We start from the raw sequence: 23,503 nt of genomic DNA, 5'->3' as shown, positions 1-23,503 counted from the left end.
AACCGTCCCTCCTCCCCCAGGAGTTCCCCCGTGCTCCATTCCTCGCCGCCCCCCTCTCCTGAGCAGCGGGCCTCTTACCGTGACGCCCTCGCCCAGGGCGTGGACCGGTTCCTGCACCCGCCCCGGACCACCTGCCCTTGGTGCGACGCCGGACGCCTCCGGCAACGCCTGCGCACCACGGACCTCCTGCAGCGCAAGCCGGGCGTCTTCACCCTCGACCAGTGCCTGGAGTGCGGTCACGTCTTCCAGAACCCGCAGTTGAACGAGGACGGCCTGGACTTCTACTACCGCGACTTCTACGACGGCTACTGGGAGGACCGCGCCGGGGAGACCTGGGCGAGCCTGCGGGAGGCGTACGAGCAGCGCGCCGCGTTCGCAGCCCCTCACGTCCGGCCGAAGACGTGGCTGGACGTCGGCACCGGGCACGGTCATTTCTGCGCAGCCGCCGCGGACCGGTTCCCCGACACGGTCTTCGACGGCCTCGACCGGGGCGAGTGCGTCGAACGGGCCGTCCGGCGGGGTTGGATCGAGCGCGCCCACCGCGGCCTGTTCCCGGATCTGGCAGCCGAACTGGCCGGCGCGTACGACGTGGTCAGCATGCAGCACTACCTGGAGCACACGGTCCATCCTCTGCGAGAGCTGCAGGCCGCGGCCCAGGTCGTCCGTCCCGGCGGTCACCTCTTCATCGAAGTGCCCGACCCCGAATGCCGGTTCGGCCACATCCTGGGCCGCTGGTGGATGCCCTGGTTCCAGCCGCAGCACCTGCATCTGATGCCCATGGCGAACCTCCGGCGCCGTCTGGAGGACCTCGGGTTCACCGTGGTCGCCCAGGAGCGCTGCAATTTCAACGGGCCCGTCAACCTCCTGTACTCCACCTACCTCCGCGTGCACAACACGGCCCCTGCCCCCGATGCGCCCTGGTTCCCCGCCGCGCCGGCACCGCTGCGCACGACGATCCGCAAGGCGATGTTCCTCGGTGCGATCCCCCTGCTCCTCGCGGCGAAAGTCGCAGACCGGCTCACCGGGCTCCTGCCGTCCGGCGCACGCGTGACCGACGCGTACCGGATCCTGGCACGCCGGGACCCTCTGGGCCCGGCGTGAGAACAACGGCTGCCGCCCGGCTGCCGGCGTCCTGCTTTGTTCGCGCACGGTAAACGCGCACGGTAAAACCGTCGGCCGGGAGCCCGGCCGACCGTCTGAGGGGCCCGGGGGCCTGGGGGCCCCGGGGCCCGGGACGGTACGGCCCCGGCCCGAGGCCGTCCGCTACCTGAACAGGCGGTCGCCGCTGGTGGCCATGCGGTGGGTGGCGCTGTGGCGGTTCACCCAGTCACGGATGAGGTTGATGGCGTTGGCGCACTGCCAGCCGTTGTCGTACTCGTGCTCGCCGGTGAAGTTGCCGTAGCCCGCGATGATGCCGTCCACACGTGCGTCGCCCAGCAGCTTGTCGACGTACCACGGATCGTTGTAGGTGGTCGTCCAGGACAGCGTGGCCGCGAGCTGTCCGGCGGCACGGTCCCGGGCGCCCTTCTTCAGTTCCGCGCACGTGTTGTAGGTGGCTTCCGTGCAGTTGCCGAAGCCGTTGGGGATGTTGCCGTCGCCGTAGTCCATCACCCGGTGACCGGCGGGGAATCCGGAACCGGACCGGTTGAAGGCGTCGCGGACCTTGTCGCGGGTCCCGGTCGTCGTGATTCCTTCCAGCGGGCCGAACGTGCCTTCCAGGCTCTTCCAGCCCCTGCCGCCGACGTCCGGAGTGGCGCCGCCATGGTACTCGTAGAAGCCGTAGAGCACCTGGATCCCGGCGGCCGTCAGCCGCTGCGCCTTGTCGTGCAGTCCGGCGACGCTGCAGCCGCGGTTCTGCTGCTCCCCGCAGTAGTTCGGGTCCTTGATGTCCAGCCAGACCAGTGCCGGCCGGCGCCCTGCCTTGGCATTGGAGACGATGCGGTCGACCATGCTGTCGAAGCTGGGGCCCCGCCTGTTGTCACCGGCCGAGGAACAGTCGTGATAGGCGCGCCATTCGTTCGGGTTCCACCAGGCGCACACGTCGATCTCGATGCCGTTGGCTCCGTGGTTGAGCGCGGCGTCCACGCCGTCCAGGGTGTCGACCCGGTGGGCGATGGCGTAGATCGCGTGACGCTGATCGGCCGCTGCCGCCGGGCTCGTACCGAGGGCGGTGCCACCGACGATCCCGCACAGCGCCGCTATCAGCGCCAGCACCATGCGCGGGCCGGCGCCATGTCGAAGGTGAGTGGTCAAGAAAGGGCCTCCTTCACGTCGGTGCCGCTGTCCGGCACACCCTGAATCTCTCCGTACGCACCAGATCGCCGGACGTGGCGCCTGGACCACCCGAGCTTGCGGGGTCATGCCTTCCGGCCGCCACGAAAGCCGGAGATTCCGGGACGCTGGAACGCGGAAGTGGGCTCTGGCCAGCGGAGAAGCGGGCGGCCTGGAAGGCCCGAATGGAACGCTGCGGGCCACGAGACGGTACGCGCGCGGGCACCCGCGGACAGCCGCTGCCCGGCACGAGCTCAACCGGACGGCGTGACCGGGGACCACACGCCGAGCCACTGCTCGGCGCCGTACTCCTCGAACCGCTCCACCTCGGTGAACCCCAGCTTCGCCGCCAGGCGCATCGAGCGGTCGTTGGAGCTCTGGGTGCACAGCACCACCCGCTCGGTGGGAAGTACGTCGGCGAACCAGTCGAGTGCCGCTGCGGACGCCTCGGCCGCGTACCCGTATCCCCACGCCTCCGGCAGGAACATGTAACCGAGCTCGGCTTCTCCGGCCTCCGGACGGACGTGACCCGGGCGCTCTGCGTCGCGCCGATCGAGCGTGATCATGCCGATCATCGCTCCGTCGAGATCGATCACGAAGAGGCCGGGACGCCGCCTGGGCACTTCAGGAACGGCGCGCTCAAGCTCAGCACGCGATCGAGGGCCGCCGATGTAGGTGCCCACCTCCGGTGAGGCGAACAGCTCGATGAACGCCGCCCGGTCCCGGGCCTCGGGCTCACGGAGCACGAGCCGCTCGGTCCTGATCGGGGCAGGCGGCCAGGCGACGGGTCCGAGCTCAGTCATGCCGGCCAACCTAACCACCAGCTCGCGGGCGATCAAGACTCGCGGACCGATCCACACCCCATGGCCGCCCAAGTCGCTGCCGAAAAACGGTTGTTCGGGCCGGGCGCCACCCCGCACCATGGCCGGATGCGCTTTTCCGTGAACATTCCGAACTACGGAGACTTCGCCGATGCGCGCGCCGTGACCTCGCCGGCTGTGGCCGCGGAGGAGGCGGGCTGGGACGCCTTGTTCATCTGGGACCATGTCGTCCACACCAAGCGGACGAGGGCCTCCTTCGGCGGCCGCAGCAGCTGGCCCGGCAGGTGGCCACGCTCGACCGGATCAGCGGGGGCCGCGTGATTCTCGGCGCCGGGGCTCGGCGGGCCGGTCGAGGACGAGTACGGCAGCTTCGGCGAGCCCACCGACCCCGTCGTGCTCGCCGGACTCCTCGACGAGGGGCTGGACCTGCTGGCCCGCTACTGGTCGGGCGAGCCGGTCACCCACCACGGGCGGCACCACCGGGTGGAGGACGTCACCCTGCTGCCCACGCCCGTGCAGCGCCCCCGGTGCCGGTCTGGATCGCCGGGGCCTGGCCCAACCGTCGCCCGATGCGCCGGGCTGCCCGCTGGGACTCATCGAGGCGGGCTCCACCTGGTTGGTGGGACGAGCGCCGCACCTTCGACGACGGGGTCGGCCGGCCGGCCCCCGTGCTGCGCCGCGTCGAACAGGGGCCGCCGACGTTCCAGTGGCCCGAGTCAGCGATCCGTCGGCCGTATGCGGCGAGGTATCACTGACTCGGGACGCCAGGGGTACGCAGTAGCATCAGCCCTCCGTAGATGATCACATCGGCTGGTCCTGTTTCTGCTCCGGTGCAGGTCAGGGCGCAGCCAGGAGGGCGGAACCGTGTCGCGTGGAACCACGTCCTGGCTGGCGGCGAGACGTGCGGAGCGGGCCTGGCTGGATGCCGTCGGGCTGCTCGGGCAAGGCGACACGGACAAGGCGGCGGCGCGCTTCGCGGATGCGGTGCGCGAGGATCCGACCGCGGCCGACGCCTGGCTCGGCCTGCACGCTACGGGGCAGCGCCAGGACGAGGCCCTGGCCGCCATGGACCGGCACGCGGCGAGGTTCGGTGCCCTGCGGGCCAAGCACAACAAAACCCTGGCGTCCCAGTTCCCGATCGGCGTGTTCGTCAGCTTCGCTCTGGAGACGGGCCGGGACCTGTGGCTGGCCACTCAGAGCGCTCTCCTGGACGCCGGTGCCCTCGACGAGGCGTGGCAGACGCTGGCGGAGGCCGAGCTGGACTGCGACGAGACGCGCTTCGTCGCCACACGGCACGCCTACCTCTCCGAGGACTGGGACTGGGTGCTGTCCTGCTCGACCGGTATCGACGACCCCATGCTGAGCGCCGAGGCGCAGCTCTACGTCGCGCAGGCGCTCATTGCGCAGAAGGTCTGGCACGAGGCCCTCAACACCCTGGACCGGCTCTCGGAGGAGGCCGAGGCGGGCAGCCTCTTCGACGCCGAGCTCGCCTACTGGAGCGGCCGGGCCCATGAGGGTCTGGGAGCGCAGGAGGAGGCTCTCAAGGACTACCAGTACTCCTTCCGGTACTGGCCCACGCTCTACGACGTGGAGGAGCGGGCCCAGGTGGTCCGGGCCGGGGCCGGCTCCGCCGCCGTGGTGGCGCAGCAGCGCACGGGCCTGCTCGCCGAGGCGCGGGCCGAGCTCGACGCGATGATCGGTCTCGAGTCGGTCAAGCGCCAGGTCCACACCCTGATCGCCCAGCTGGAGATGGCCGAGCTCCGCGCGGAACAGGGCATACCGACCCGTACCCGGCCGCAGCATTTCGTCTTCGCGGGCCCGCCCGGCACCGGAAAGACCACGGTGGCCCGCATCGTGGGCAAGGTCTTCGCGGGGCTCGGCCTGCTGGAGCGCGGCCACGTCGTCGAGACGCAGCGCGTCGACCTGGTCGGCGAGCACCTCGGCTCCACCGCGCTGAAGACGTCGGCGGTCATCGACTCCGCCCTGGACGGCGTCCTCTTCATCGACGAGGCCTACGCCCTGGTCAACGACGGGTACAACGGCGGGGACGCGTTCGGCAACGAGGCGCTGCAGGTGCTCCTGAAGCGTGCCGAGGACGACCGCGAGCGCCTGGTCGTGGTCCTGGCCGGCTACCAGCGGGAAATGGAGACCCTCCTGGCCGCCAACCCCGGACTGGCCTCACGCTTCACCACTCATGTCGGCTTCCCTTCGTACGCGCCGGAGGAACTGCGGCGGATCGCCGCCGTGCTGCTGGACGACAACGGCGACGTACTGTCCCCGGAGGGCGAGAGCGCCCTGGTACAGAGCCTGGACGCCGCGGCGGACAGAATCGACGGGCTCGGCAACGGACGCTTCATCCGCAACCTCTGCCACAAGGCCGCCGCCCAACGCGACCTCCGCCTCTCGTCCGCCACCCGCAACGGCCTGCCCCTGACCCGGGAAGAGCTCACCACCCTGCAGGCGGCAGACGTCTTCGCGGCCTTCGACGAACTCGTGGCGAGCGGGAACGGAAGCACGCCCGCGGGGTGAGCGCCCGGCGTCGTCGCCTGGCCGGTGCCCCCGTCCCCTGCGGGCTCGCTCCTCGGCGGGCTTCTCCTCGGCACCCGCGGCAGGCCGTCACAGGGAGCGCTTAAGGTGAGCGGATGTTCGAAGGCGATGTGAGAGACGTGCGAGCGGTGCTGCCTGCCTACGCGATCGGGGTCGGGACCGGGCCACTGGACGGGCCGGTGCGGAACTCGGTGGGCGGCCGGCCCTTTCTCGATGACGGTCAGGAATGGCCCGAGTGCTTCTGCGGTGAGCGGATGGCCCTGTTCTTCCAGTTCGACATCCCGACGGACCTGGAGGTCTTCGGCGGGGATCACCTGCTGGTCTTCCACTGCCGTGCACACAACGACGCGTCCGACCCCCAGTTGGCCGACGGTCGGCTCGTGCCGCGGTACTGGGACGCTCCGCAACCACCCTACCCACGTCCCTTCTGGCGCGTGCTGCTCCAACGTCATGCGGAGCGGCCGACCGCCGAGGCCGAGCCGTCTCTGCGCGCCCTTCCGCTGACGCTGCAGCCCTTCCTCGACACCCCCGATGCGGGAGGACCCGGAGCACGGGCGTTCAAGGTGGGCGGTGCTCCCTCCTGGGCCCAGGGCCCCGAGTACTACCGGTGTGCGTGCGGCGCGGACCTCGTGTACCTCTGCCAGGTGCCGGAGGGCATGGAATTCGCCGTCCATCCCGGCCTGCCGGAACAGCCCTACAGCATCGGCGCCGACACGTACGGGATGTTCCTCAGCAACGAGGTCTACCTGCTGGCATGCCCCGCCCACTGCGATCCGGCAGCGATCTGGCCCGTGAACCAGAACTGACCTCTCGGCATCACCGACCAGCACCGACCAGCACGGCTCCCCGGTCCGGGGAGCACCCGCACAAGGCACCCCGAAAGGCTTGAAACGCTATGCGCTTCAGCTTGGCCCCTCAGACGTCGGCCGACGGCGTCACCGAACAGTCCTTCACCCTCGGTGAGATCTCCGGCGTGCTGTTCACGCCGCAAGGAGCCACCGGCCCCCGCCCGCTGATCCTGATGGGGCACGGCGGCGGGCAGCACAAGAAGGCCCCGGGCGTCCTGGCCGGCGCGCACCGGTTCGCTGCCGAGGGGGGTTTCGCCGTCGCTGCGATCGACGCCCCTCACCACGGCGACCGGCCGAAGGGCGAACGGTTCCTTCAGTTCGCGGGCGACATGCGGGCCTGCATGGCCGCCGGCGAGGATCCGACCGAGCTGGTCTCGGCCATGCACGACCTGCTGGCCGGGCAGGCCGTCGCCGACTGGCAGGCGGTCCTGACCGCGGTCCAGGGCCTCGACCACGTGGGCGCGGGCCCGGTCGGCTACTGGGGTGTGTCGATGGGCTGCGGACTGGGTCTGCCCCTGCTCGCCGCCGAGCCCCGGATCGGCGCCGCGGTGCTGGGCCTGCTCGGCGTGCACGGGCTGGCCGAGACCGCCGCCCGGGTCACCGTGCCGGTGCAGTTCCTGCTCCAATGGGACGATACGCGGGTGCCCAGGGACCGCGCCTTGGCGCTGTTCGACGCCCTGGGCTCGGCCGACAAGACGCTGCACGCCAACCCGGGCGACCACGGGGGAATACCCGCGTTCGAAACCGACCATGCGCTGCAGTTCTTCACCCGGCATCTTGGGATCCGCTCGGATGCGCCGCGCCAGGACACCGGCGACTCCCTTTCGTAAAGCCGACTGCACACGGGCGCACGGATCACGGGTCCCGCCGGCCCAGGCGGGCGGCCTTGGTCTCGCGTCGTGCGAAGACGTCCTCACGGCGGTCTGCCATCTGCCGCAGAGCGTCCTTGCGGTCCCGCTTGGACAGCCGGTCGAGGTACGTGTGACCCAAGAGGTGGTCGGTCTCGTGCTGCAGGCACCGCGCGAAGTAGCCGATTCCTTCGATGACGAGGGGGTTGCCGTCCTTGTCGAACCCGCGGACGACGGCGCGGTCGATGCGGGGGACCGTCATGGTGGCACCGGGTACGGACAGGCAGCCCTCGGAGTCGTCGACGAGCCGGCGGCCGGCCGGATCGGGCAGGTCCAGGACCGGGTTGATTATGTGGCCGACATGCCTGACCCCGAGTTCGTCCGGGCAGTCGTAGACGAACAGCTGCAGGTCGACGCCCACCTGGTTGGCCGCCAGGCCCGCACCGTCGGCCACATGCATGGTCAGGAACATGTCGTCGATCAACGCCGACAACTCGGGAGAGCCGAATTCGGTCACCTCCCGGCACGGACGGCTCAGGACCTCCTCGCCCACCACCGTGATCCTGCGCACCGATCCCCGTTCCGCTTCCGGTGACAGAGCCGGATACGAGTCGACCGGTTGGCCCTGTACACGGACTCGCCGGTCTGCGGGACGGGACCGGTCGTGACCAACAGACATTTCTGTCTCCCCTTTTGCGCATGCCGCATGCGCCGCGGTCGTCACCGCGGCCTGATGTCTCCGGGCAAGAACCGCTTGCCAAGATCTTTGCAAAGTAGCAGACTTTGCAAAGTGACCGAAGACGACCTCAACTCCCCGCCCGACCAGGCCCGGTACACCGGCGACGCACTTCGCGAGCACGAGGTCCGCACGGCGCTCCTGGGCCTGCTCGCCGAAGTCGGCACCGTCACGGCGACCGAAGCCGCCGCCCGGCTGGGCTACAGCTCCGGGCTCTGCTCGTTTCACCTGCGCCAGCTCGCACGCCACGGACACATCGAGGAAGCCCCTCACCACGGGGGGCGCGCCCGTCCCTGGCGCCTGAGGCGGCACGACACCGACCCCGGTGCTCCCGCGGAGGAGCAGTTCGGCGACCTGGCCCGCGGGCTGGAGGACGAGAGCTGGCAGCGGTGGCTCGCCCAGCGCGACCACGCGCCGGCCGAGTGGCGTCACGACGAAGCGTTCAGCGCCATCGCCTACCTGACGCCCGAAGAGATGAGCCGGGTCGCGGACACCATCCGGCGGGCACTCGCCCCCTACCAGAACCGCGAACAGCGCCCCCTGGCCCGTCCCGACGGCGCCCGGCCGGTGGCTCTCATCACCCGGCTGTTCCCCCTGCTCCCCCACGCGGCGGACGAGACGGACCAGGCCTGAGAAGGCTGGGAGGAGGACACGACGCGGCGGCCGCGCTCGCCGACGGAGGCTCCCTTCCGGCGCTCTCGCGCCCTCGCGCGCGTCAGGCGGGCTTCCGGGCCCGGAGTCGGGTCTACTCGTCACCGTGCAGATCACTCAGAAGATCAAGCCCTTCCTCTGGTACGACGGGCAGGCCGAGGAGGCCGCCGCCCACTACGTCTCGGTCTTCGACGACTCGCGCATCGTCGAAGTGCAGCGCTACGGCGAGGTGGGGCCGGGCGCGCCGGGTTCCGTCATGACCGTCGAGTTCACGCTCGCGGGCCAGCACTTCGTCGCCCTCAACGGAGGGCCGGAGTTCACCTTCACCGAGGCCGTCTCCTTCAGCATCGACTGCGCGGACCAGGAGGAGGTCGACCGGCTCTCGGAGCGGCTGAGCGAGGGCGGGGAAGTAGGTCCCTGCGGCTGGGTCAAGGACAAGTACGGCCTGTCCTGGCAGATCACTCCGCGCCGGCTCATCGAGCTGCTGACCGATCCGGACCGGGCCGCGGCGAACCGGGTCATGCAGGCCATGCTGGGAATGCGCAAGATCGACATTCAGGGTCTGGAGGACGCCTACCGGGGCTGAAGAACCGGACAGGGCCGGCCCGGGCCGGAAAGACCCGGGTTCACGCCCTCGGCCTCCCCGTAGCCGGCAGCCGTGGCAGCCCGCGTACCGCCGCCAGGGATACTCCGGTGCCCGCGACTCGTTGGACCCTGCATCATGAGGACCTTCGCCTTGAGGAAATACGCCGCGGCCGCCGTACTCTCCGTGCTCTGCGCGTTGTTGCCCCCGGAGTCCGCCCCGGCCGCCGGACCACCGCGCGTCGTGGACGCACGCCCCGCCGGCACCCTCAACTCGGCCTTCGGGACGTACGCCGACCATGACCGTTCACCGCACCACTGGACCGGCGGGGACAGCACGTACTCCGTACCGACCCCGGCCGGTGAACTCTGGGTGTTCTCCGATACGTTCCTCGGCACCGTACGGCCCGACGGCTCACGCTCCCCCACGGTCGGCGAGGGCGGGACGACCCCTTTTCTGAACAACAGCTTCGTGCTGTGGACCGGGAGCGGGCCGCGCACGGTGACCGGCCGGGACCGGGCCGGGCAGCCCGCCTCCCCGGTGACCGGCCCGGACCGCGAGTCCTGGTACTGGGCACGCGCGGGCATCCCCGACGGTCACGGCGTGAGCGTGGTCTACGCCCGCTACGCGCGAACCGGAAGCGGTCCCCTGGACATCGCCTGGCGAGGCAACGTGCTGGCCAGGTTTCGCGCCGGCGCCTACAGCCGGCCGGTCTCCGTCACCCCCCTGCCGTCGTCAGCCGGCATCGCCTGGGGTGCCTGGCTGGAATCGGGACAGGGCGGTTACACGTACATCTACGGAACCGAACGCACCCCCGAAGGCCGCAGCCACCTGCGGCTCGCCCGGGTCGCCGGCCGCGATCTGCGGCGACCCTGGCAGTACTGGACGACGCGCGGCGCCTGGTCCGGTCGTGAGGCGGATGCCGGCCGGCTGACCGGTCCCGGAGGCCCGCTGTTCACCTCGGACGAAGTCAGCGTGGTGCGGCACGGATCCTGGTACGCGCTGGTGACCCAGCGCGCGGATGTGGCGTTCAGCGCCGAGACGCAGATCGCCTGGTCCCGCTCCCCCGGCGGCCCCTTCACCCGGCCCCGGACCGTCTACACCGCACCGGAAGCCGGGCCGAACGGCACGTACCGCAATCCCGACGTCATCGCCTACAACCCCCACGAGCACCCGGAACTCGAACGCGGCCGCCGTGACATCGTGGTCTCCTACAACGTCAACAGTCTCGCCCCGGCCGATGTCATCCGCCACGCCGGCATCTACCGGCCCCGGTTCCTGCGCCTGACTCTCGCGCCGTACTGAACCAGGGCCGCCCCTGCCCCTGCCCCTGCCCGCTATTGCATGATCGACCGTGGCGGGTGGGACGGTGTGCCGACGCAGGCGTAGATCTGGAGGGTCCAGTCGCGGCCGACGGACACCATCGTGGGCGCGCTGACGGCGTACGGATGTTCGTCCACGTCCTCGACCGGGCTCCAACTGCGGCTGAATCCGTGCCACTCGCTGCTGTCGACGGTCAGCAGCGCCTCCACGGGCCCGCCGCACTCACCGCATTGGAGCTCGTCGGGCCCCGCGGGGTGGCAGCAGGTGAAGTGCGAGGGCCAGCCGCCCAGCTTCCAACCGGGCGCGACGGACAACTCTCTCCGGTAGTCCGCCGACCGCTCCTCCGCCCAGGCCTCCGCGCGTCTCGCCTGCTCGTCCGTGAGGAGGTGCACCGGTGGGAACTCCCGGACCTGTTCCGGATGCAGTACGCAGGGCGTGGGCACCTGGTCGATCATGTGGATGTAGGCAGGCTCGGGCGGATCGGCCAGAATCTCCCGCACGTCCGAGGACTGCCGCCACCGCAGTTGCACGGCGCCCGGCGTCTCGAACTCGTCGGACGTGGTCCACAGCACCTGGAGCATGTCCGTCCCCTCCGGGCACGGGAGTCCGGGTACGTCCCGGGCATAGAGCTGCACGAGCGGAATCAGGGGCAGCGGCCCGGCCGGCAGCACTTCCGCCGGGTACCAGACTCTGTTCCGGTCGAAGACATCCCTCTCCCGCCCGGTCAGCCCCTCCTCCCCGATCCCCCGCGCCTTGCGGATGTCCGCCAGCGTGGTCATCAGACCGTAGGCCCCGTACTCCGGCTCGAACTCCGGCCAGGGCTCGCCCGCCGGCCACAGCAGCGGACCGCCCGCCGAACTGTCATGGACGGTGGGGGTGCCCCGGCGCGGGTGCAGGCGGGTGGCCGTCCTGGCCAGGCCCGCCAGCTCCGGAAGCCCGGCCGCCACGTCCAGCGGGCGCGGCGGTGTCGTGCGCGTCAACGTTCCCCCTCATCACCAGGCCCCGGCCGTATGCCGTATGCCGTAGGCCGCATGTCGTGTGCTGTATCCAAGCACAGGGTGACGGATCAGTTGACAACGTCAACCATTGAGGTCTACCTTCACCACATTACTTGAGTGCATGAATCATCTATGCCCTTAAATTCTACTGCTCGCCCTCTGGAGCCCTTGTCATGCCTTCCGCACTCTTCGTCGTCACCGGCGCCGGCCACTGGACGCTGGCCGACGGCAGCCTGCACCCGACCGGATTCTGGGCGGAAGAGCTCGCCGAGCCCCACCGGATCCTCCGTGAAGCGGGTTACCGGATCACCATCGCGACGCCCGGCGGCGTCGCCGCCCCGGTCGACCCGGTCAGTCTGAGAGCCGACGCCAACGGCGGCCAGGAGCGGGCCGCCCGCCTCGCCGCCTACCTCGATGCCATGAAGGCCGGGCTCGGCACCCCGGCGGTGCTGGAAGAAGTCGACCCGGACGACTACGACCTGGTCTTCTACCCCGGCGGCCACGGTCCGATGGAGGACCTTGCCCTCGACTCCGCGTCCGGCCGGATCCTCACCCGCACGCTCGACTCGGGCAAGCCGCTCGCCCTGCTCTGCCATGCGCCCGCCGCGCTGCTCGCCGCCCGCCGCGAGGACGGCAGCCGGCCGTTCGCCGGGTACCGGATGACCGCGTTCAGCAACGCCGAAGAGACCGCAGCCGGTTTCGCCGACCGGGCCTGCTGGCTGCTGGAGGACCGCCTGAGGGGACTCGGCGCCGAGTTCGTCGCCGCGGAGCCGTTCACCCCGCACGTCGTCGTCGACCGCAACCTCTACACGGGCCAGAACCCGGCCTCCTCAGCGGAACTGGCCCGCGCCTTGGTCGCCGTACTGGCCACCGGAGGCATCGCCGGACGGGACGCCGCGCCGGATGCCGCGCCCGCGGCCGGCCCGGCCGGCACTGTGGCCCGGCTGCGGGCCGGGTTCGCCACCGGCCGTACGAAGCCCCTGGCCTGGCGGCTCGGTCAGCTGGAGGCACTGCGCACGCTGCTCACGGAACAGGCCGACGCCCTCCTGGCCGCCCTCCGTGCCGACCTGGGCAAGGGCCCGAAGGAGGCCTACCGCACCGAGATCGGCTTCACGCTCAACGAGCTGGACCACACCGTCGCGCACCTCGCGGAGTGGCTGGCTCCCCGGCCGGCCCCCGTTCCCGAGGCCTTTCGGCCGGCCGAAGCGCGCGTGGTCCGCGACCCGCTCGGTGTGGTCCTGGTCATCGCGCCCTGGAACTATCCGCTGCAGCTCGCGCTGACCCCGCTGGCGGGTGCGCTGGCCGCGGGCAACGCGGTCGTGGTCAAGCCCAGCGAGCTGGCACCGGCGACGTCGGCGGCCCTCGCCCGGCTGCTGCCGCGCTATCTCGACCCGCAGGCCGTCGCGGTCGTGGAGGGCGCCGTCGCGGAGACCACCGCGCTGCTGGAAGAGCGTTTCGACCACATCTTCTACACCGGCAACGGCACGGTCGGGCGCATCGTGATGGCCGCGGCCGCCCGGAACCTGACTCCCGTGACGCTGGAGCTGGGCGGCAAGAGCCCCGTGCTGGTCGAGCCGGGCGTCGACCTGGCGGCCACGGCCGAGCGGCTCGTCCGCGGCAAGTTCCTCAACGCCGGTCAGACGTGCGTCGCCCCCGACTACGTACTCGCCATCGGCGACACCGCCACCGCCCTCGAAGAACACCTGGCCGCAGCCGTCCTGGCGCAGTACGGCCAGGACCCGTCGGCCGACGAGGAGTACGGGCGGATCGTCAACGAGCGGCACTTCGACCGGCTGACCGGGCTTCTGGGCGAGGGCCGCATCGTCACCGGAGGGGTGCACGACCGGGCGACCCGCTACCTCGCGCCCACCGTTCTCGCGGACGTCTCCCCGGAGGCACCCGTGATGCAGGAAGAGATCTTCGGGCCCATCCTGCCGGTGATCGGCGTACCCGACCTGGACGCGGCGATCGCCTTCGTCAACGAGCGGGACAAGCCGCTCGCCCTGTACGCCTTCACCGACTCGGCGCGGACCAAGCAGCGGCTGGCCGAGGAGACCTCCTCCGGCGCCCTGGCCTTCGGCCTTCCCGTCTCCCACCTGGCCCTACCCGACCTGCCGTTCGGCGGCGTGGGCGAGAGCGGCATGGGCCGATACCACGGCGAATACTCCATCGACACCTTCAGCCACACCAAGGCCGTACTCGACAAGCCGCTGGCCTGACCCCCTCCCACCTGCCCCTCCCCCCTTCTCCCTGCTCCCCTGCCACCCCGCACGACCAGAAGGGCCTCAGACATGACCCCAGCCCAGCACGCCGCAGCCGTCGCGACCGAGACCGCCCGGTTCATCGCCACGGTGAAGGGGGCCGACCCCACCACCCCGGTGCCGTCCTGCCCCGGCTGGACCCTGACCGACCTCACGCGCCACACCGGCAGCGTGCACCGCTGGTTCACCGTGCTGCTGAGCCGGCGCATCCAGCAGCCGCCGACCAGTCGCGAGGTGGACCTGCACCTGCCGGATCAGCCCGACGGCTATCCGGACTGGCTGGCCGCGGGTGCCGCGGAGGCCGCCCAGGTGTTCGCCGACACGGATCCGGACGCGCCGATGTGGGCCTGGGGGCTCGACCAGCACGCCCGGTTCTGGGTCCGCCGCATGCTCTTCGAGACGCTGGTGCACCGGGCCGACGCCGAGCTCGCACTCGGACTCCCGCCGCACATCGACCGCGTACTGGCGGTGGACGGCGTCGACGAGTTCCTCACCAACCTGCCCTTCGCCTCCTTCTTCGCACCCGGGACAGCCGAACTGCGCGGCCCCGACCGGACCCTTCGCTTCGGCTGCACGGACGGCGACGACGACTGGCTGGTCCGCCTGCGCCCCGACGGCTTCGGGCTGGTGACCGGCGACGCCCGGCCCCGCACGGTGGACGCCACGGTGCGGGGCACGGCCGCGGACCTGCTCCTGCTCCTCTACGGCCGGCTGGACCGCAACAGCGACGCCTTCCAGCTGCTGGGCGACCAGGACCTGATCACCCACTGGTTCGCTCACTCGGCCTTCTGACGACCTCGTACGTCGCCGGTCCGGTCCAGCCGGTCGGACGGGGGGTCAGGCCAGGTTCTTCTCCAGCGCGGCGACGTACTTATGGATCGAGTGGTCGCGCACGCCGTCGCTCGCGGGCGCGAAGGCGTCGGCCGTCAGGCCCTTCGCCCGGTCGGCGAGGCCGCCGAGGAGCGACATGCTCTCGTGGACCTTGCCCGCGGAGTCGATGTACCGCACGGCCTCGGCGTGGGTGTACGCGGGCTCGGGCGGCAGCTGCGGCACGATGTCGTTGTTGTTCACGAACCGGAAGAGGCGCTGTTTGAAGCCCTTGTTGCACGCGGCCGCCAGCAGCCGGTCGCAGGTACGGGGCTGGCCGTAGGTGTAGACGCCGTCGGCCAGCAGTTTCGGCTCCTCCAGGTACAGCCGTGCGCCGGCGAGCATGGCCAGTGCGCCGCCCAGGCTGTGGCCGGTGAACCACACGGTCTGACCGTTCGTCCGGTACTCGTGGAGGGTGTTCTTCACATCCGGGAAGATGGATTCCAGGGCCTGGCCGAAGCCGTAATGCATGTAGCCCGTCTTCGCCGGGCCGGGCCAGGGCGGGGTCGTCGCGTCGGAGAGCCAGTCACGGATCTGAGCGGGTTCCGTGCCCCGGAAGGCTGTGATGATCATGTCGTCGCTGGCCATCGTGAAGGCCTGGGTGTCCTCCAGCGGGAAGGGCGGCGTGAACCGCGTCATGTGGTGCCGCACCCGGTCGAAGCCCCAGTTCCGCGCCTGCTTCTCGATGGTGGCCTCGTCCTTGTAGGAGAGGTCGGCCGCCTGGGCCAGCCAGTAGGCCTGCGCCAGGCTGTAGGTGCGGGCCTTGTGGTCGATCGCGGTGGGCACGGGCACGGGGGCTCCCTTTGACGGGCCGGTGGCATGAGGACGTTGCATCACAGCCGTTACCGAAAGACATGCGTGTCAAAGAACTCCCGTATCAGTTCTCCCCGAAAGAGTGAACAGGGCGCCGCGGTGGACGGGGAGCCGGCCCGTGTCCGGCTCCCCGGAACTCCCTACCGGTAGACCGTTTCCCTGCGATCGGGGTCACCGGCCACGTTGGCCACGAACAATCCCATGTCGAAGTCCTCCGCCTCGGCGAAGGCCGTGGGGTCGTCTTCCGGGTCGGTCAAGGTGTCCGGAGCGGAGTAGGCGACAGCGGTCGTGCCGACCGTCAGCAGGCAGCGGTCGGCGGACCGTTCGTGGCGGACCTCCAGGCGGCCGTCGAGGGCGACGTCCCGCTCCCCCAGCCGCAGGCGGAGGCCGCCGGCCGTGCGGTAGAGCACGACCGGGACCCCGCCCAGCTCGCCGTAGTGACCGGCGGGCGCCCCTTCCGGGGGCGGGGAGCCGGCCCGGGCGCGCGGGCCGAGCTCGCCGCTCGCCGGGTCGAACGCGGCCACTTCGTCGAAGCGGTCGAAGGACCGCACCATGATGCTCATTCCTGCTTCTTCCCCAGTCCGAGGTCCTGCCCGCCGGTGCGGGTCGCGCTCTCGATGATCTGCTCCCACGTCTTGCCCTTGGCCCGGAGCCAGTCGATCGTCGGCCCCAGCTTGTCACCGTACTTCTGCAGGTTGCGCTGGTAGATCTCGCTCCGCAGCGGTTCGGGAGTGAGGTCCTTGTACTTCACGCCCAGGTCGCGGCGGGCCTTGTGCAGGGTGCGCGCGATGGTCTCCTGGCTCGCGCCGGCCGCCCGCATGGACGCCGCCTGCTGGGAGAGGGCCTCGACCTCGTTGATGTACGCCTGGCGCAGCGGCGGCGGTCCACCGTTGCCCTTGCCCGGCTTGGGCGAGATGCCCTCGGAGCCGAGCACGCTGGTCTCCTCCTGGGCGACCTTGCGCTGCCAGCCGCGCAGTCCGCCCAGGCCGACGAGGGCGACCTGTGCGGCGAGTTCGTCGGCGGCCTTGCGGTAGACCTCGGAGAGCTCTTCGCAGCCCTGCTTCGAGAAGTGGTACGAGGCACGGTAGAGGGTGTAGGCCGGGCGTACGGGGACGTATTTGTCGAAGAAGCCGCCTGCGCCGCCGTTCTTGCCGGTGAAGGCGTTGTAGAGGTCGCCGACGAACTCGAAGGGCATTTTCAGGCCCTGGACGAAGCCGTCGCCGAAGACCTCGACGCCCTCGCCGAAGGAGTCGATGTGGTCGTCGTCGGGGTCGCCGGCCTTGAGGCCGGTGGGGTCGGTGAAGCGGGTGGGGGTGTTGTTGGCGTAGGCGTACGTCGAGACGTACGGGTCGTGGACGGCTGCGGGTGCCGGGTCCTTGGCCGTGAAGCGGCCGGTGGCCGGGTCGTAGTCGCGTGCCCTGAGGTAGAGGCCGGCCGCCGGGGTGGCGGGTTCGGCGTAGCCGCCGGCGAAGGTGAAGGGGTTGGCAGGCGGGTTCTTGGCGATGTCGGTCCGCTCGGTCTCGCCGAACGCCCCGTAGGTGTAGGTGCTCTGGGCGGCTCCCGCCGCGTCGGTGGTGTCGGTGACCGATCCGAGCTGGTCGTGGTGGTGGAAGAGGGTGCCGCCGGGGCCGGTCTGTGCCTGGACCTGGGAGAGGGGGTTGTACTGGTATTCGGTGCTCAGCGCGCCCTCGGCGTCGTACTCGGCGCCGGCGGTGGCGAGCGGGCCGTTGACGTCCCAGGTCGTGGTGCGCAGCCGCTTGCCGGCCTTGCTCGCCGTGACGCGGTTGCCGTCGGCGTCGTACCCGAAGGTGTAGGTCTCGGAGCCGGAGGAGCCGGACGTGACCGAGGCGAGGCGCCCGGTCGCGTCGTAGCGGAAGGTGTCGTCCCCGGCGCCGGTGCGGTTGCCGTCGGCGTCGTAGGTGAAGCCGCGGGTGGTGGATCCGGCGGCGGCCGAGGTGAGCTGGTCGGCGTCGTCGTAGGTGTACGAGGTGGTGGTGCCGTTGCGGCTCTGGGTCTTGCGGTTGCCGACGGGGTCGTAGGTGTAGGTGGTGGCCGCGTCGGCGGCGGGGCAGGTGTCGGCCTTGGTGGCGGAGGTGCAGTCGGTGAGGAGGCGGCCGGCGGGGTCGTAGCCGTAGTAGCGGTAGCTGTCGGGCTGTCCGGCGCGGGTGGTCGCGATCCGGGTGGGCCGGCCGGACGGGTCGAGGGTCAGCTGCCGGCCGGACAGGACGGTGCCGCCCTTGGCGCTGGTGACGGAGGTGAGGCGGCCGGCGTTGTCGTAGGTGCGCTTCTCGGTGTGGCCGTTGCCCGCGGGAAGGGTGGTGGTGCCGAGGTTCCCTGCGGGGTCGTAGTCGTAGGTGATGGTGCCGGCCGCGCCGGTCTGGGAGGTCCGGCGGCCGTCGGCGTCGTAGCCGTAGCCGGCCTTCGATCCGCTGCCGGCAGTCGTGGCGTCGGCCGCGTCGGTGAAGCGCCCCTTGCCGTCGCTCTTCCAGGTGCGCAGCCGGGAGCCCGCCGCGGCGACGATGCCGGTCCGCTCCGAGGGGCCGGTGCGGGCGAGGAGCGGGATGCCGTACGGGGTCCAGTCGTCGGGTTGCGGGATGTACGTGCCGAAGCCGCCGGTGCCGTTGCCCGGGTAGAAGCGCAGCTTGTGCGCGGCGGTGTCGACGGCGAGGAAGTCCTGCTTGCCGTCGCCGTTGAACTCGCCCGGCACCAGGTGCATGGCGCCCCAGCCCGCCCCGAGGTCGGTGCGGGCGCCGAAGCCCCCCTTGCCGTCGCCGGGGTAGAGGTAGAGGTGGCCGTCGCCGGGATTGACGGCGAGGATGTCGGGCTTGCCGTCGCCGGTGTACTCCAGGAGCGCGATGCGGTAGGTGCCCCAGCCGGTGCCGAGGTCGGTGCGGGCGCCGAGGCCTCCCTTGCCGTCGCCGGGATAGAAGTAGAGCCGGTTGGCGCCGGAGCTGACGGCCAGGAGGTCCGGCTTGCCGTCCTTGTTGAAGTCACCGGCGGTCAGGGTCATCGGTCCCCAGCTCGCGCCGAGGTCGGCCGGTGCGGCGAAGCCGCCCTTGCCGTCGCCGGTGTAGCGCCACAGGTGGCCGGTGGCCTTGTCGACGGCCAGCAGGTCGGGCTTGCCGTCGCCGGTGAACTCGGCGGTCAGGACCTGCTGGAAGCCGGTGCCGGACCCCGTCAGCGTGCTGCCCCCGCCGAAGGTGCCGTCGGCGCGGCCGAGGAAGGTGCGCACGCCGCTCTTGGCGTCGGTGGCGATGACGTCGGTGGTCCCGTCGCCGTCGAGGTCGGCGGTGGCGGTGAGGGCCGCGCCGCTCCAGTCGAGGGGCTTGGGGGCCGTGTAGTCGACGGTGCGGGAGGTCAGGCGCCCGGCGTCGTCGTAGGTGTAGCCGTAGGCGCCCTTGCCGGCACCCGGGGTGACGGCCGTCAGCCGGCCGGCCGGGTCGTAGGAGTAGGCCCGGGTGCCGGTGGCGTCGGTGACGGACTTGCGGCGGCCCAGGGCGTCGTAGGCGAGGGTGGTGCCGGGGGTGTCGTCGGTGAAGGCCGTCGCAGTGGGCAGGCCGCGGGGGTCGACGGTGACGGTGGCGGTGGTGCCGCGGGCGTTGGTGATCCGGTTGGTGTTGCCGTCGGCGTCGTAGCCGAAGGACTTCTTGCGGCCGAGCGGGTCGGTGATCCCGGTGCGACGGCCCGCGTCGTCGTAGGTGAAGCTGGTGGTGTGCCCCTTGGGGTCGGTGCGGGTGGCGAGGTCACCGGCCGTGTTGTACGTGTAGGCGGTGACGGCCCCGTCGGGTCCGGTGACCTTGGCGACGCGTCCGAGCTCGTCGTACGCGGTTCTGGTGACCTTGCCGAGCGCGTCGGTGGCGGAGACGACGTGACCCAGCGCGTCGTAGCCGGTGACGGTGGTGCCCCCGAGGGGGTCGCGCACCTTGGTCACGTTGCCGGCGTCGTCGTAGGTGTAGGTCGTGGTGAAGTCGGCCGGGTTCGCGCCCTGGGCGTTGCCGCGCGGGTCGGTCTGTGCGGTGGTGCGCCCGTCGTCGTCGTACGCCCAGGTGGTCTTCCGGCCCAGAGGGGTGGTCTCGCTGGTGCGGTGGCCGTCGGCGTCGTAGCCGTAGTCGGTCTTGTTGCCGAGCGGGTCGGTGACGGTGTCCGTCAGGCCGGTGCCGGTGTAGGTGTAGCGGGTGACCTTCCCGAGCGCGTCGGTGACGGTCGCGATGTTGTCGTTCGCGTCGTAGGTGGTCCTGGTGACCTGCTTGAGCGGGTTGGTGACCGAGACGGGCCGGCCGAGGGCGTCGTAGCCGGTCGTGGTGACGGCTCCGCTGGGATCCGTGACCGTAGTGCGGTTGCCGGCGGCGTCGTAGCCGTAGCTGGTGGTGTAGGCGGCGGCATTGGCGCCTTGGGCGTTGCCGCGGGCCGAGACCTCGGCGATCAGGCGGTTGGCCTTGTCGTAGGCGTAGGTCGTCTTGTTGCCGAGGGCGTCGGTGACGGCCGTGAGGTTGCCGTTGGCGTCGTAGCCGCGGGTGACGGCCTTGCCGGCCGGGTTGACGGTTTTGGTGAGGCGGTTCTCGCCGTCGTACTCGTAGGCGGCGGTGCGGCCGGTCGCGTCCTTGACGGAGGTGAGCCGTCCCACGCCGTCGTAGCCGTAGACGGTGGTGTGTCCCAGCGGGTCCTTCGCGGTGCGCAGCAGGCCGCGGCCGTCGTAGGTGTAGGTCGTGGTGAAGTCGGCCGGGTTCGCGCCCTGGGCGTTGCCGCGCGGGTCGGTCTTCTCGGTGATCCGCCCGGCCGCGTCGTAGCGGAAGGTGGTCTTCTCGCCGAGGGGGGTCGTCACGGCGGTGCGGTTGCCGGCCGCGTCGTGGTCGTAGGCGACGGTCTTGCCGCGCGGGGTGCGCACGCTCGCGACCGGCCCGAGCGGCGCGTAGGTGTAGGTGACCGTGCCGCCGTCCGGGTCCGTGCTGGTCGCGAGCTGGTTGCCGGAGGTGTAGGTGTACTTCGACGTCTTGCCGCGGCCGTCGGTGTGGCTGGTGACGTTGCCGGCACCGTCGTAGGTCCAGCTCTCGGTGTAGCCCGTGGAGGCCGGGGCCTTGCGGGTGAGCATCCGCCCGGCGCCGTCGTAGGTCATCTCGGTGGTGTTGCCGAGCTGGTCGGTGATGGACACCGGGCGCAGCTGCCGGTCGTAGCTGTAGGAGACGGTCTTGCCGTACGGGTCGGTGCTCTCCATCAGCACGTTGCCGGAGTAGACGTCCGTCCAGACGCCGCCGTTGGGGTCGGTGACGTGGGACTCGCGCTTGTTGTCCCAGGTGAGGGTGGTGGTCTTGCCGGCGCTGTCCGTCTGGGACTTCACCCGGCCGACGGCGTCGTAGGCGTTGGTCACCTTGCCGCCCTCGGCGTCGGTGAAGGTGGCCAGGCGCTTGGCGCCGTCGTAGGTGTAGGCGGTGGTCCGGCCGAGCTGGTCGGTGGCGGAGGTGAGCAGGCCGCCGGTGTAGCCGTAGGTGACGGTGGTGTTGTCGGGCAGTGCCGCCTTGGTCAGCAGGCCGGCGCCGTCGACGGTGAACTCGACGGTGCGGCCGGCGGTGTCCTTCACGGTCGCGGGGCGGCCGGAGGCGTAGCCGATGGTGAGGCCGTGGCCGCTGGCGTCGGTGACGGTGGTGAGCTGGCCGGAGGCGTTGTAGGTGCGCCGGGTGTGGTCGATCGAGGTGAGGGCGTACGAGGAGCCGGACTTGGCGAGCTTGAGCACCGATCCGGCAGGGGTGGTGTAGGCGCCGTTCGACAGCTTGAAGACGACCTGGGCGCCGTCGTCCGTCTGGAGCGTGGCCCTGTCGGAGGCGAGGGCGAGTCTGCTGTCGAAGGGGGTGGACCAGCCGCGGCCGAGCAATCCGGTGGCGGCCGAGTCCGAGCGGTAGTAGCGGTCGAGCGAGAAGGGCTTGCCGGCGCCGGCGAGGGTGGCATCGGTGATCTTCTCGTAGTACATGCCGGTGGCGGTGTTGATGGGGTCGGCACGGTGCTCCTGGGCGTAGCACGTGCACAGTCCGGCCTGGGCACCGGGGATGTCGGGGGTGTAGAAGGCCTCGACGGTGGGCGAGGTGGTGCCGCCGGGGCTGGAGGAGCCGTCGGTGGCGGTGAGGAAGATCCAGGCGTAGTACTTCTTGCCGTCCTTCAGGTGACCGTTCAGCAGGCTGGAGGTCCACCAGAAGCACTGGTCGGCGGGGTAGGAACTCTTGGGCCACCAGCCGTAGCACCAGGCTCCGCTCTCGAGGTACCTGCCCTGGGGGTCGGCGTCGGCCTTCTTGATCTCCTGCTGGAGGACCGGCTTCTTCTCCTCGTCCATGACGTAGAGCCACATGCTGGAGAGCTTGGAGGCTTCGATGCCGGAGAACTTCGCCTGTCCGCCGATGGACAGCATGCCGGGGTAGGCGGAGGCGTAGGCGGACACCCAGTCCGGGTTGGGCGCCGTGCCTGCGGGCGCTTTGAGGCCCGGTGCACCCCTGGTGCCCTTGGCGGAGGCCGCCGGGCCCTTCTGCAGGGTGCCGGCGGGCGGGCTCTCGGGCTTCGCCGACCGGGCCGGCGGGCGGGGCCGGACGAACTCACGCATCGGGCCGGTCCCGCCGCGGTTGGCGTCGAGCTGCTTGCGCCGCTCGGGCAGCGTCATCGACCGGGGAGGCTTGGGCAGGTCCTTCGCGGTACGGGTGAGGAGGGGGGACGGCGCTACGGGTGGTGGTGCGGTCCGGCCCGGTACGGGCGGCGAAGCAGTCCGGGCCCAGGCCGTCTCGGTGACTCCGGCCAGGGACAGGAGGACGAAGGCCAGTAGACAGGACAGTAGTCGGGCGACTCTTCGCCGTGCGGTCCCGGTAGATCGCGTAGGTCGCGTAGGTCGCGTGGATCGCAACACTCGTCACACACCCCCCATAGGAAACACACAGATACTCCCCATCCGATCGAATCCCCACTGGAGGTGTCGAATGAATGTCCGATATTCGTCGGCGCGGAGGTGAGCGGAGTGCGGTAAGCGCAGGTGGCGACTGCGGGTGATGCGTTCTGGTGACCGTGTGGCTGAATATCGCCGCAATCCGGCTCCGATGGCCGGGACTCGGGCCGACCGGACGATCAGGTCCGCGGCCCCAGGAACAGGCCACCACTTGCGTCGATGACCTGCCCGGTGATCCAGCGCGCCGCGTCGGAGGCGAGGAACGCGACGATGTCGGCGACGTCGCCGGCCTCGCCCAGCCGCCCGAGTGCCGTCGATCCGGCGATGAGTCCGGCCAGGCCCGGCGCCTCGAAGAACGCTCCGTTGGCAGCCGTGCGAGTGGCGCCGGGAGCGACCGCGTTCACCGTGATCCCCCGGGCCCCGAGCTCGTTGGCCAACGTCATGCTCATCGTCTCGACCGCGCCCTTCGTCATGGCGAAGGACGTCTGGGCGGAATTGGCCATCCGGGTCGCCACGGAGGAGATCGTGATGATGCGGCCGCCGTCGCGGAGCAGGGGCAGCGCCCGCTGGATGATGAAGTACGGCGCTCGCACGTTCACCGCGAAGAGGTGGTCGAACTCTTTCCGCGTCGTGGTTCCGAGCGGGCCGGCGGGCGCGGCCGCCGCGTTGTTGACGAGGATGTCGAGCGCCCGCCCGGCCAGGCCGGCCTCGACTCCCGCGAAGAGCGTCTCGACGTCACCGTCCCCGCCCAGCTCCGCCCCGACGGCGAACGCGGTTCCGCCGGCGCGCCCGATCGCGTCGACCGTCGCCGTGGCACCGTCCTCGTCGGTGCCGAAATGCACGATGACCACAGCCCCACGGGCCGCCAGCCGGGCGGCGATCGCCTGCCCGATGCCGCGCGACGCTCCGGTCACGAGGGCCGTCCTGCCAGTCAGATCACTCATCTCCACCATGCCCCCCACGCCCACCCTCATATTGTTAGCCACTACCAATCTGGTAGTCACTACCACTCAGGTAGGG

19 protein-coding genes and 1 pseudogene are annotated in these 23,503 nt (G+C 70.9%); 12 read left to right on the top strand and 8 right to left on the bottom strand.

What is annotated here, in order from left to right:
- The first annotated feature begins 30 nt into the window (after positions 1 to 30).
- A complete protein-coding gene (locus tag V7793_RS01390; RefSeq protein ID WP_335580998.1) occupies positions 31 to 1,101 on the top strand; it encodes a class I SAM-dependent methyltransferase in 1,071 nt (356 codons plus the stop codon).
- A 162-nt stretch (positions 1,102 to 1,263) separates the two neighbouring features.
- On the opposite strand, the gene V7793_RS01385 is transcribed toward V7793_RS01390, so the two are convergent.
- Together V7793_RS01385 and V7793_RS01380 are read right to left on the bottom strand one after the other, a co-directional pair.
- Positions 1,264 to 2,253, bottom strand: coding sequence for a phospholipase (locus tag V7793_RS01385; RefSeq protein WP_335580997.1), 990 nt, complete (start codon positions 2,251 to 2,253; stop codon positions 1,264 to 1,266).
- 272 nt (positions 2,254 to 2,525) lie between these two features.
- Entirely contained in the window at positions 2,526 to 3,074 is a 549-nt protein-coding gene (locus tag V7793_RS01380) for a GNAT family N-acetyltransferase (RefSeq protein WP_335580996.1), read from the bottom strand.
- Between the two features lie 126 nt (positions 3,075 to 3,200).
- On the opposite strand from V7793_RS01380, the gene V7793_RS38080 reads away from it, so the two are divergent.
- The 5 genes from V7793_RS38080 (at position 3,201) to V7793_RS01360 (ending at position 7,317) form a co-directional block, all read left to right on the top strand.
- Entirely contained in the window at positions 3,201 to 3,413 is a 213-nt protein-coding gene (locus tag V7793_RS38080) for a hypothetical protein (protein WP_443057820.1), read from the top strand.
- A gap of 72 nt (positions 3,414 to 3,485) precedes the next feature.
- The gene (locus V7793_RS38075) at positions 3,486 to 3,893 is read left to right on the top strand and encodes an LLM class flavin-dependent oxidoreductase (protein WP_443057819.1); all 408 of its coding nucleotides are present in this window, start codon (positions 3,486 to 3,488) and stop codon (positions 3,891 to 3,893) included.
- 63 nt (positions 3,894 to 3,956) lie between these two features.
- Entirely contained in the window at positions 3,957 to 5,621 is a 1,665-nt protein-coding gene (locus V7793_RS01370) for an AAA family ATPase (protein ID WP_335580995.1), read from the top strand.
- A gap of 113 nt (positions 5,622 to 5,734) precedes the next feature.
- Complete coding sequence (locus tag V7793_RS01365; protein ID WP_335580994.1) at positions 5,735 to 6,445, top strand: hypothetical protein; 711 nt, start codon at positions 5,735 to 5,737, stop codon at positions 6,443 to 6,445.
- Between the two features lie 89 nt (positions 6,446 to 6,534).
- Positions 6,535 to 7,317, top strand: coding sequence for a dienelactone hydrolase family protein (locus tag V7793_RS01360; RefSeq protein ID WP_335580993.1), 783 nt, complete (start codon positions 6,535 to 6,537; stop codon positions 7,315 to 7,317).
- A gap of 25 nt (positions 7,318 to 7,342) precedes the next feature.
- Here the strand turns inward: V7793_RS01360 and def are convergent, their stop codons facing one another.
- Positions 7,343 to 8,014: a peptide deformylase gene (def, locus tag V7793_RS01355; RefSeq protein ID WP_335580992.1), complete on the bottom strand. Its 672-nt coding sequence runs from the start codon at positions 8,012 to 8,014 to the stop codon at positions 7,343 to 7,345.
- Positions 8,015 to 8,125: 111 nt separating this feature from the next.
- On the opposite strand from def, the gene V7793_RS01350 reads away from it, so the two are divergent.
- The 3 genes from V7793_RS01350 to V7793_RS01340 all read left to right on the top strand — a co-directional run bounded on the left by V7793_RS01350 (position 8,126) and on the right by V7793_RS01340 (position 10,610).
- On the top strand, positions 8,126 to 8,704 hold the full coding sequence (locus tag V7793_RS01350; RefSeq protein ID WP_335580991.1) for a helix-turn-helix domain-containing protein: 579 nt from the start codon (positions 8,126 to 8,128) through the stop codon (positions 8,702 to 8,704).
- Between the two features lie 124 nt (positions 8,705 to 8,828).
- Positions 8,829 to 9,308 carry a VOC family protein gene (locus tag V7793_RS01345; RefSeq protein ID WP_335580990.1) on the top strand — a complete coding sequence of 160 codons (480 nt, stop codon included), beginning with the start codon at positions 8,829 to 8,831 and terminating at the stop codon, positions 9,306 to 9,308.
- 135 nt (positions 9,309 to 9,443) lie between these two features.
- Complete coding sequence (locus tag V7793_RS01340; RefSeq protein ID WP_335580989.1) at positions 9,444 to 10,610, top strand: hypothetical protein; 1,167 nt, start codon at positions 9,444 to 9,446, stop codon at positions 10,608 to 10,610.
- Between the two features lie 32 nt (positions 10,611 to 10,642).
- On the opposite strand, the gene V7793_RS01335 is transcribed toward V7793_RS01340, so the two are convergent.
- Positions 10,643 to 11,608: a hypothetical protein gene (locus V7793_RS01335; protein WP_335580988.1), complete on the bottom strand. Its 966-nt coding sequence runs from the start codon at positions 11,606 to 11,608 to the stop codon at positions 10,643 to 10,645.
- Positions 11,609 to 11,799: 191 nt separating this feature from the next.
- On the opposite strand from V7793_RS01335, the pseudogene V7793_RS01330 reads away from it, so the two are divergent.
- The 3 genes and pseudogenes from V7793_RS01330 to V7793_RS01320 form a co-directional block, all read left to right on the top strand.
- A pseudogene (locus tag V7793_RS01330) lies at positions 11,800 to 12,483 on the top strand (type 1 glutamine amidotransferase domain-containing protein); the annotation flags it as partial.
- Between the two features lie 21 nt (positions 12,484 to 12,504).
- Positions 12,505 to 13,845 (top strand): aldehyde dehydrogenase family protein, encoded by a 1,341-nt coding sequence (locus V7793_RS01325; RefSeq protein WP_443057823.1) that lies wholly within the window; start codon positions 12,505 to 12,507, stop codon positions 13,843 to 13,845.
- Positions 13,846 to 13,917: 72 nt separating this feature from the next.
- Entirely contained in the window at positions 13,918 to 14,679 is a 762-nt protein-coding gene (locus V7793_RS01320) for a maleylpyruvate isomerase family mycothiol-dependent enzyme (RefSeq protein WP_335580987.1), read from the top strand.
- Positions 14,680 to 14,724: 45 nt separating this feature from the next.
- On the opposite strand, the gene V7793_RS01315 is transcribed toward V7793_RS01320, so the two are convergent.
- The 4 genes from V7793_RS01315 to V7793_RS01300 form a co-directional block, all read right to left on the bottom strand.
- On the bottom strand, positions 14,725 to 15,546 hold the full coding sequence (locus V7793_RS01315; RefSeq protein WP_335580986.1) for a lipase family protein: 822 nt from the start codon (positions 15,544 to 15,546) through the stop codon (positions 14,725 to 14,727).
- A gap of 161 nt (positions 15,547 to 15,707) precedes the next feature.
- Complete coding sequence (locus tag V7793_RS01310) at positions 15,708 to 16,130, bottom strand: hypothetical protein (RefSeq protein ID WP_335580985.1); 423 nt, start codon at positions 16,128 to 16,130, stop codon at positions 15,708 to 15,710.
- Positions 16,127 to 22,207 carry an FG-GAP-like repeat-containing protein gene (locus tag V7793_RS01305; RefSeq protein WP_335580984.1) on the bottom strand — a complete coding sequence of 2,027 codons (6,081 nt, stop codon included), beginning with the start codon at positions 22,205 to 22,207 and terminating at the stop codon, positions 16,127 to 16,129. Before V7793_RS01305 ends, V7793_RS01310 begins: the two co-directional genes overlap by 4 nt.
- A gap of 455 nt (positions 22,208 to 22,662) precedes the next feature.
- A complete protein-coding gene (locus tag V7793_RS01300) occupies positions 22,663 to 23,427 on the bottom strand; it encodes an SDR family oxidoreductase (RefSeq protein WP_335580983.1) in 765 nt (254 codons plus the stop codon).
- Positions 23,428 to 23,503 lie beyond the last annotated feature (76 nt).

This window comes from Streptomyces sp. KLMMK (assembly GCF_036961605.1).
GTDB lineage: Bacteria > Actinomycetota > Actinomycetes > Streptomycetales > Streptomycetaceae > Streptomyces > Streptomyces telluris.
This window is presented reverse-complemented; position numbering and strand designations above follow the sequence as displayed.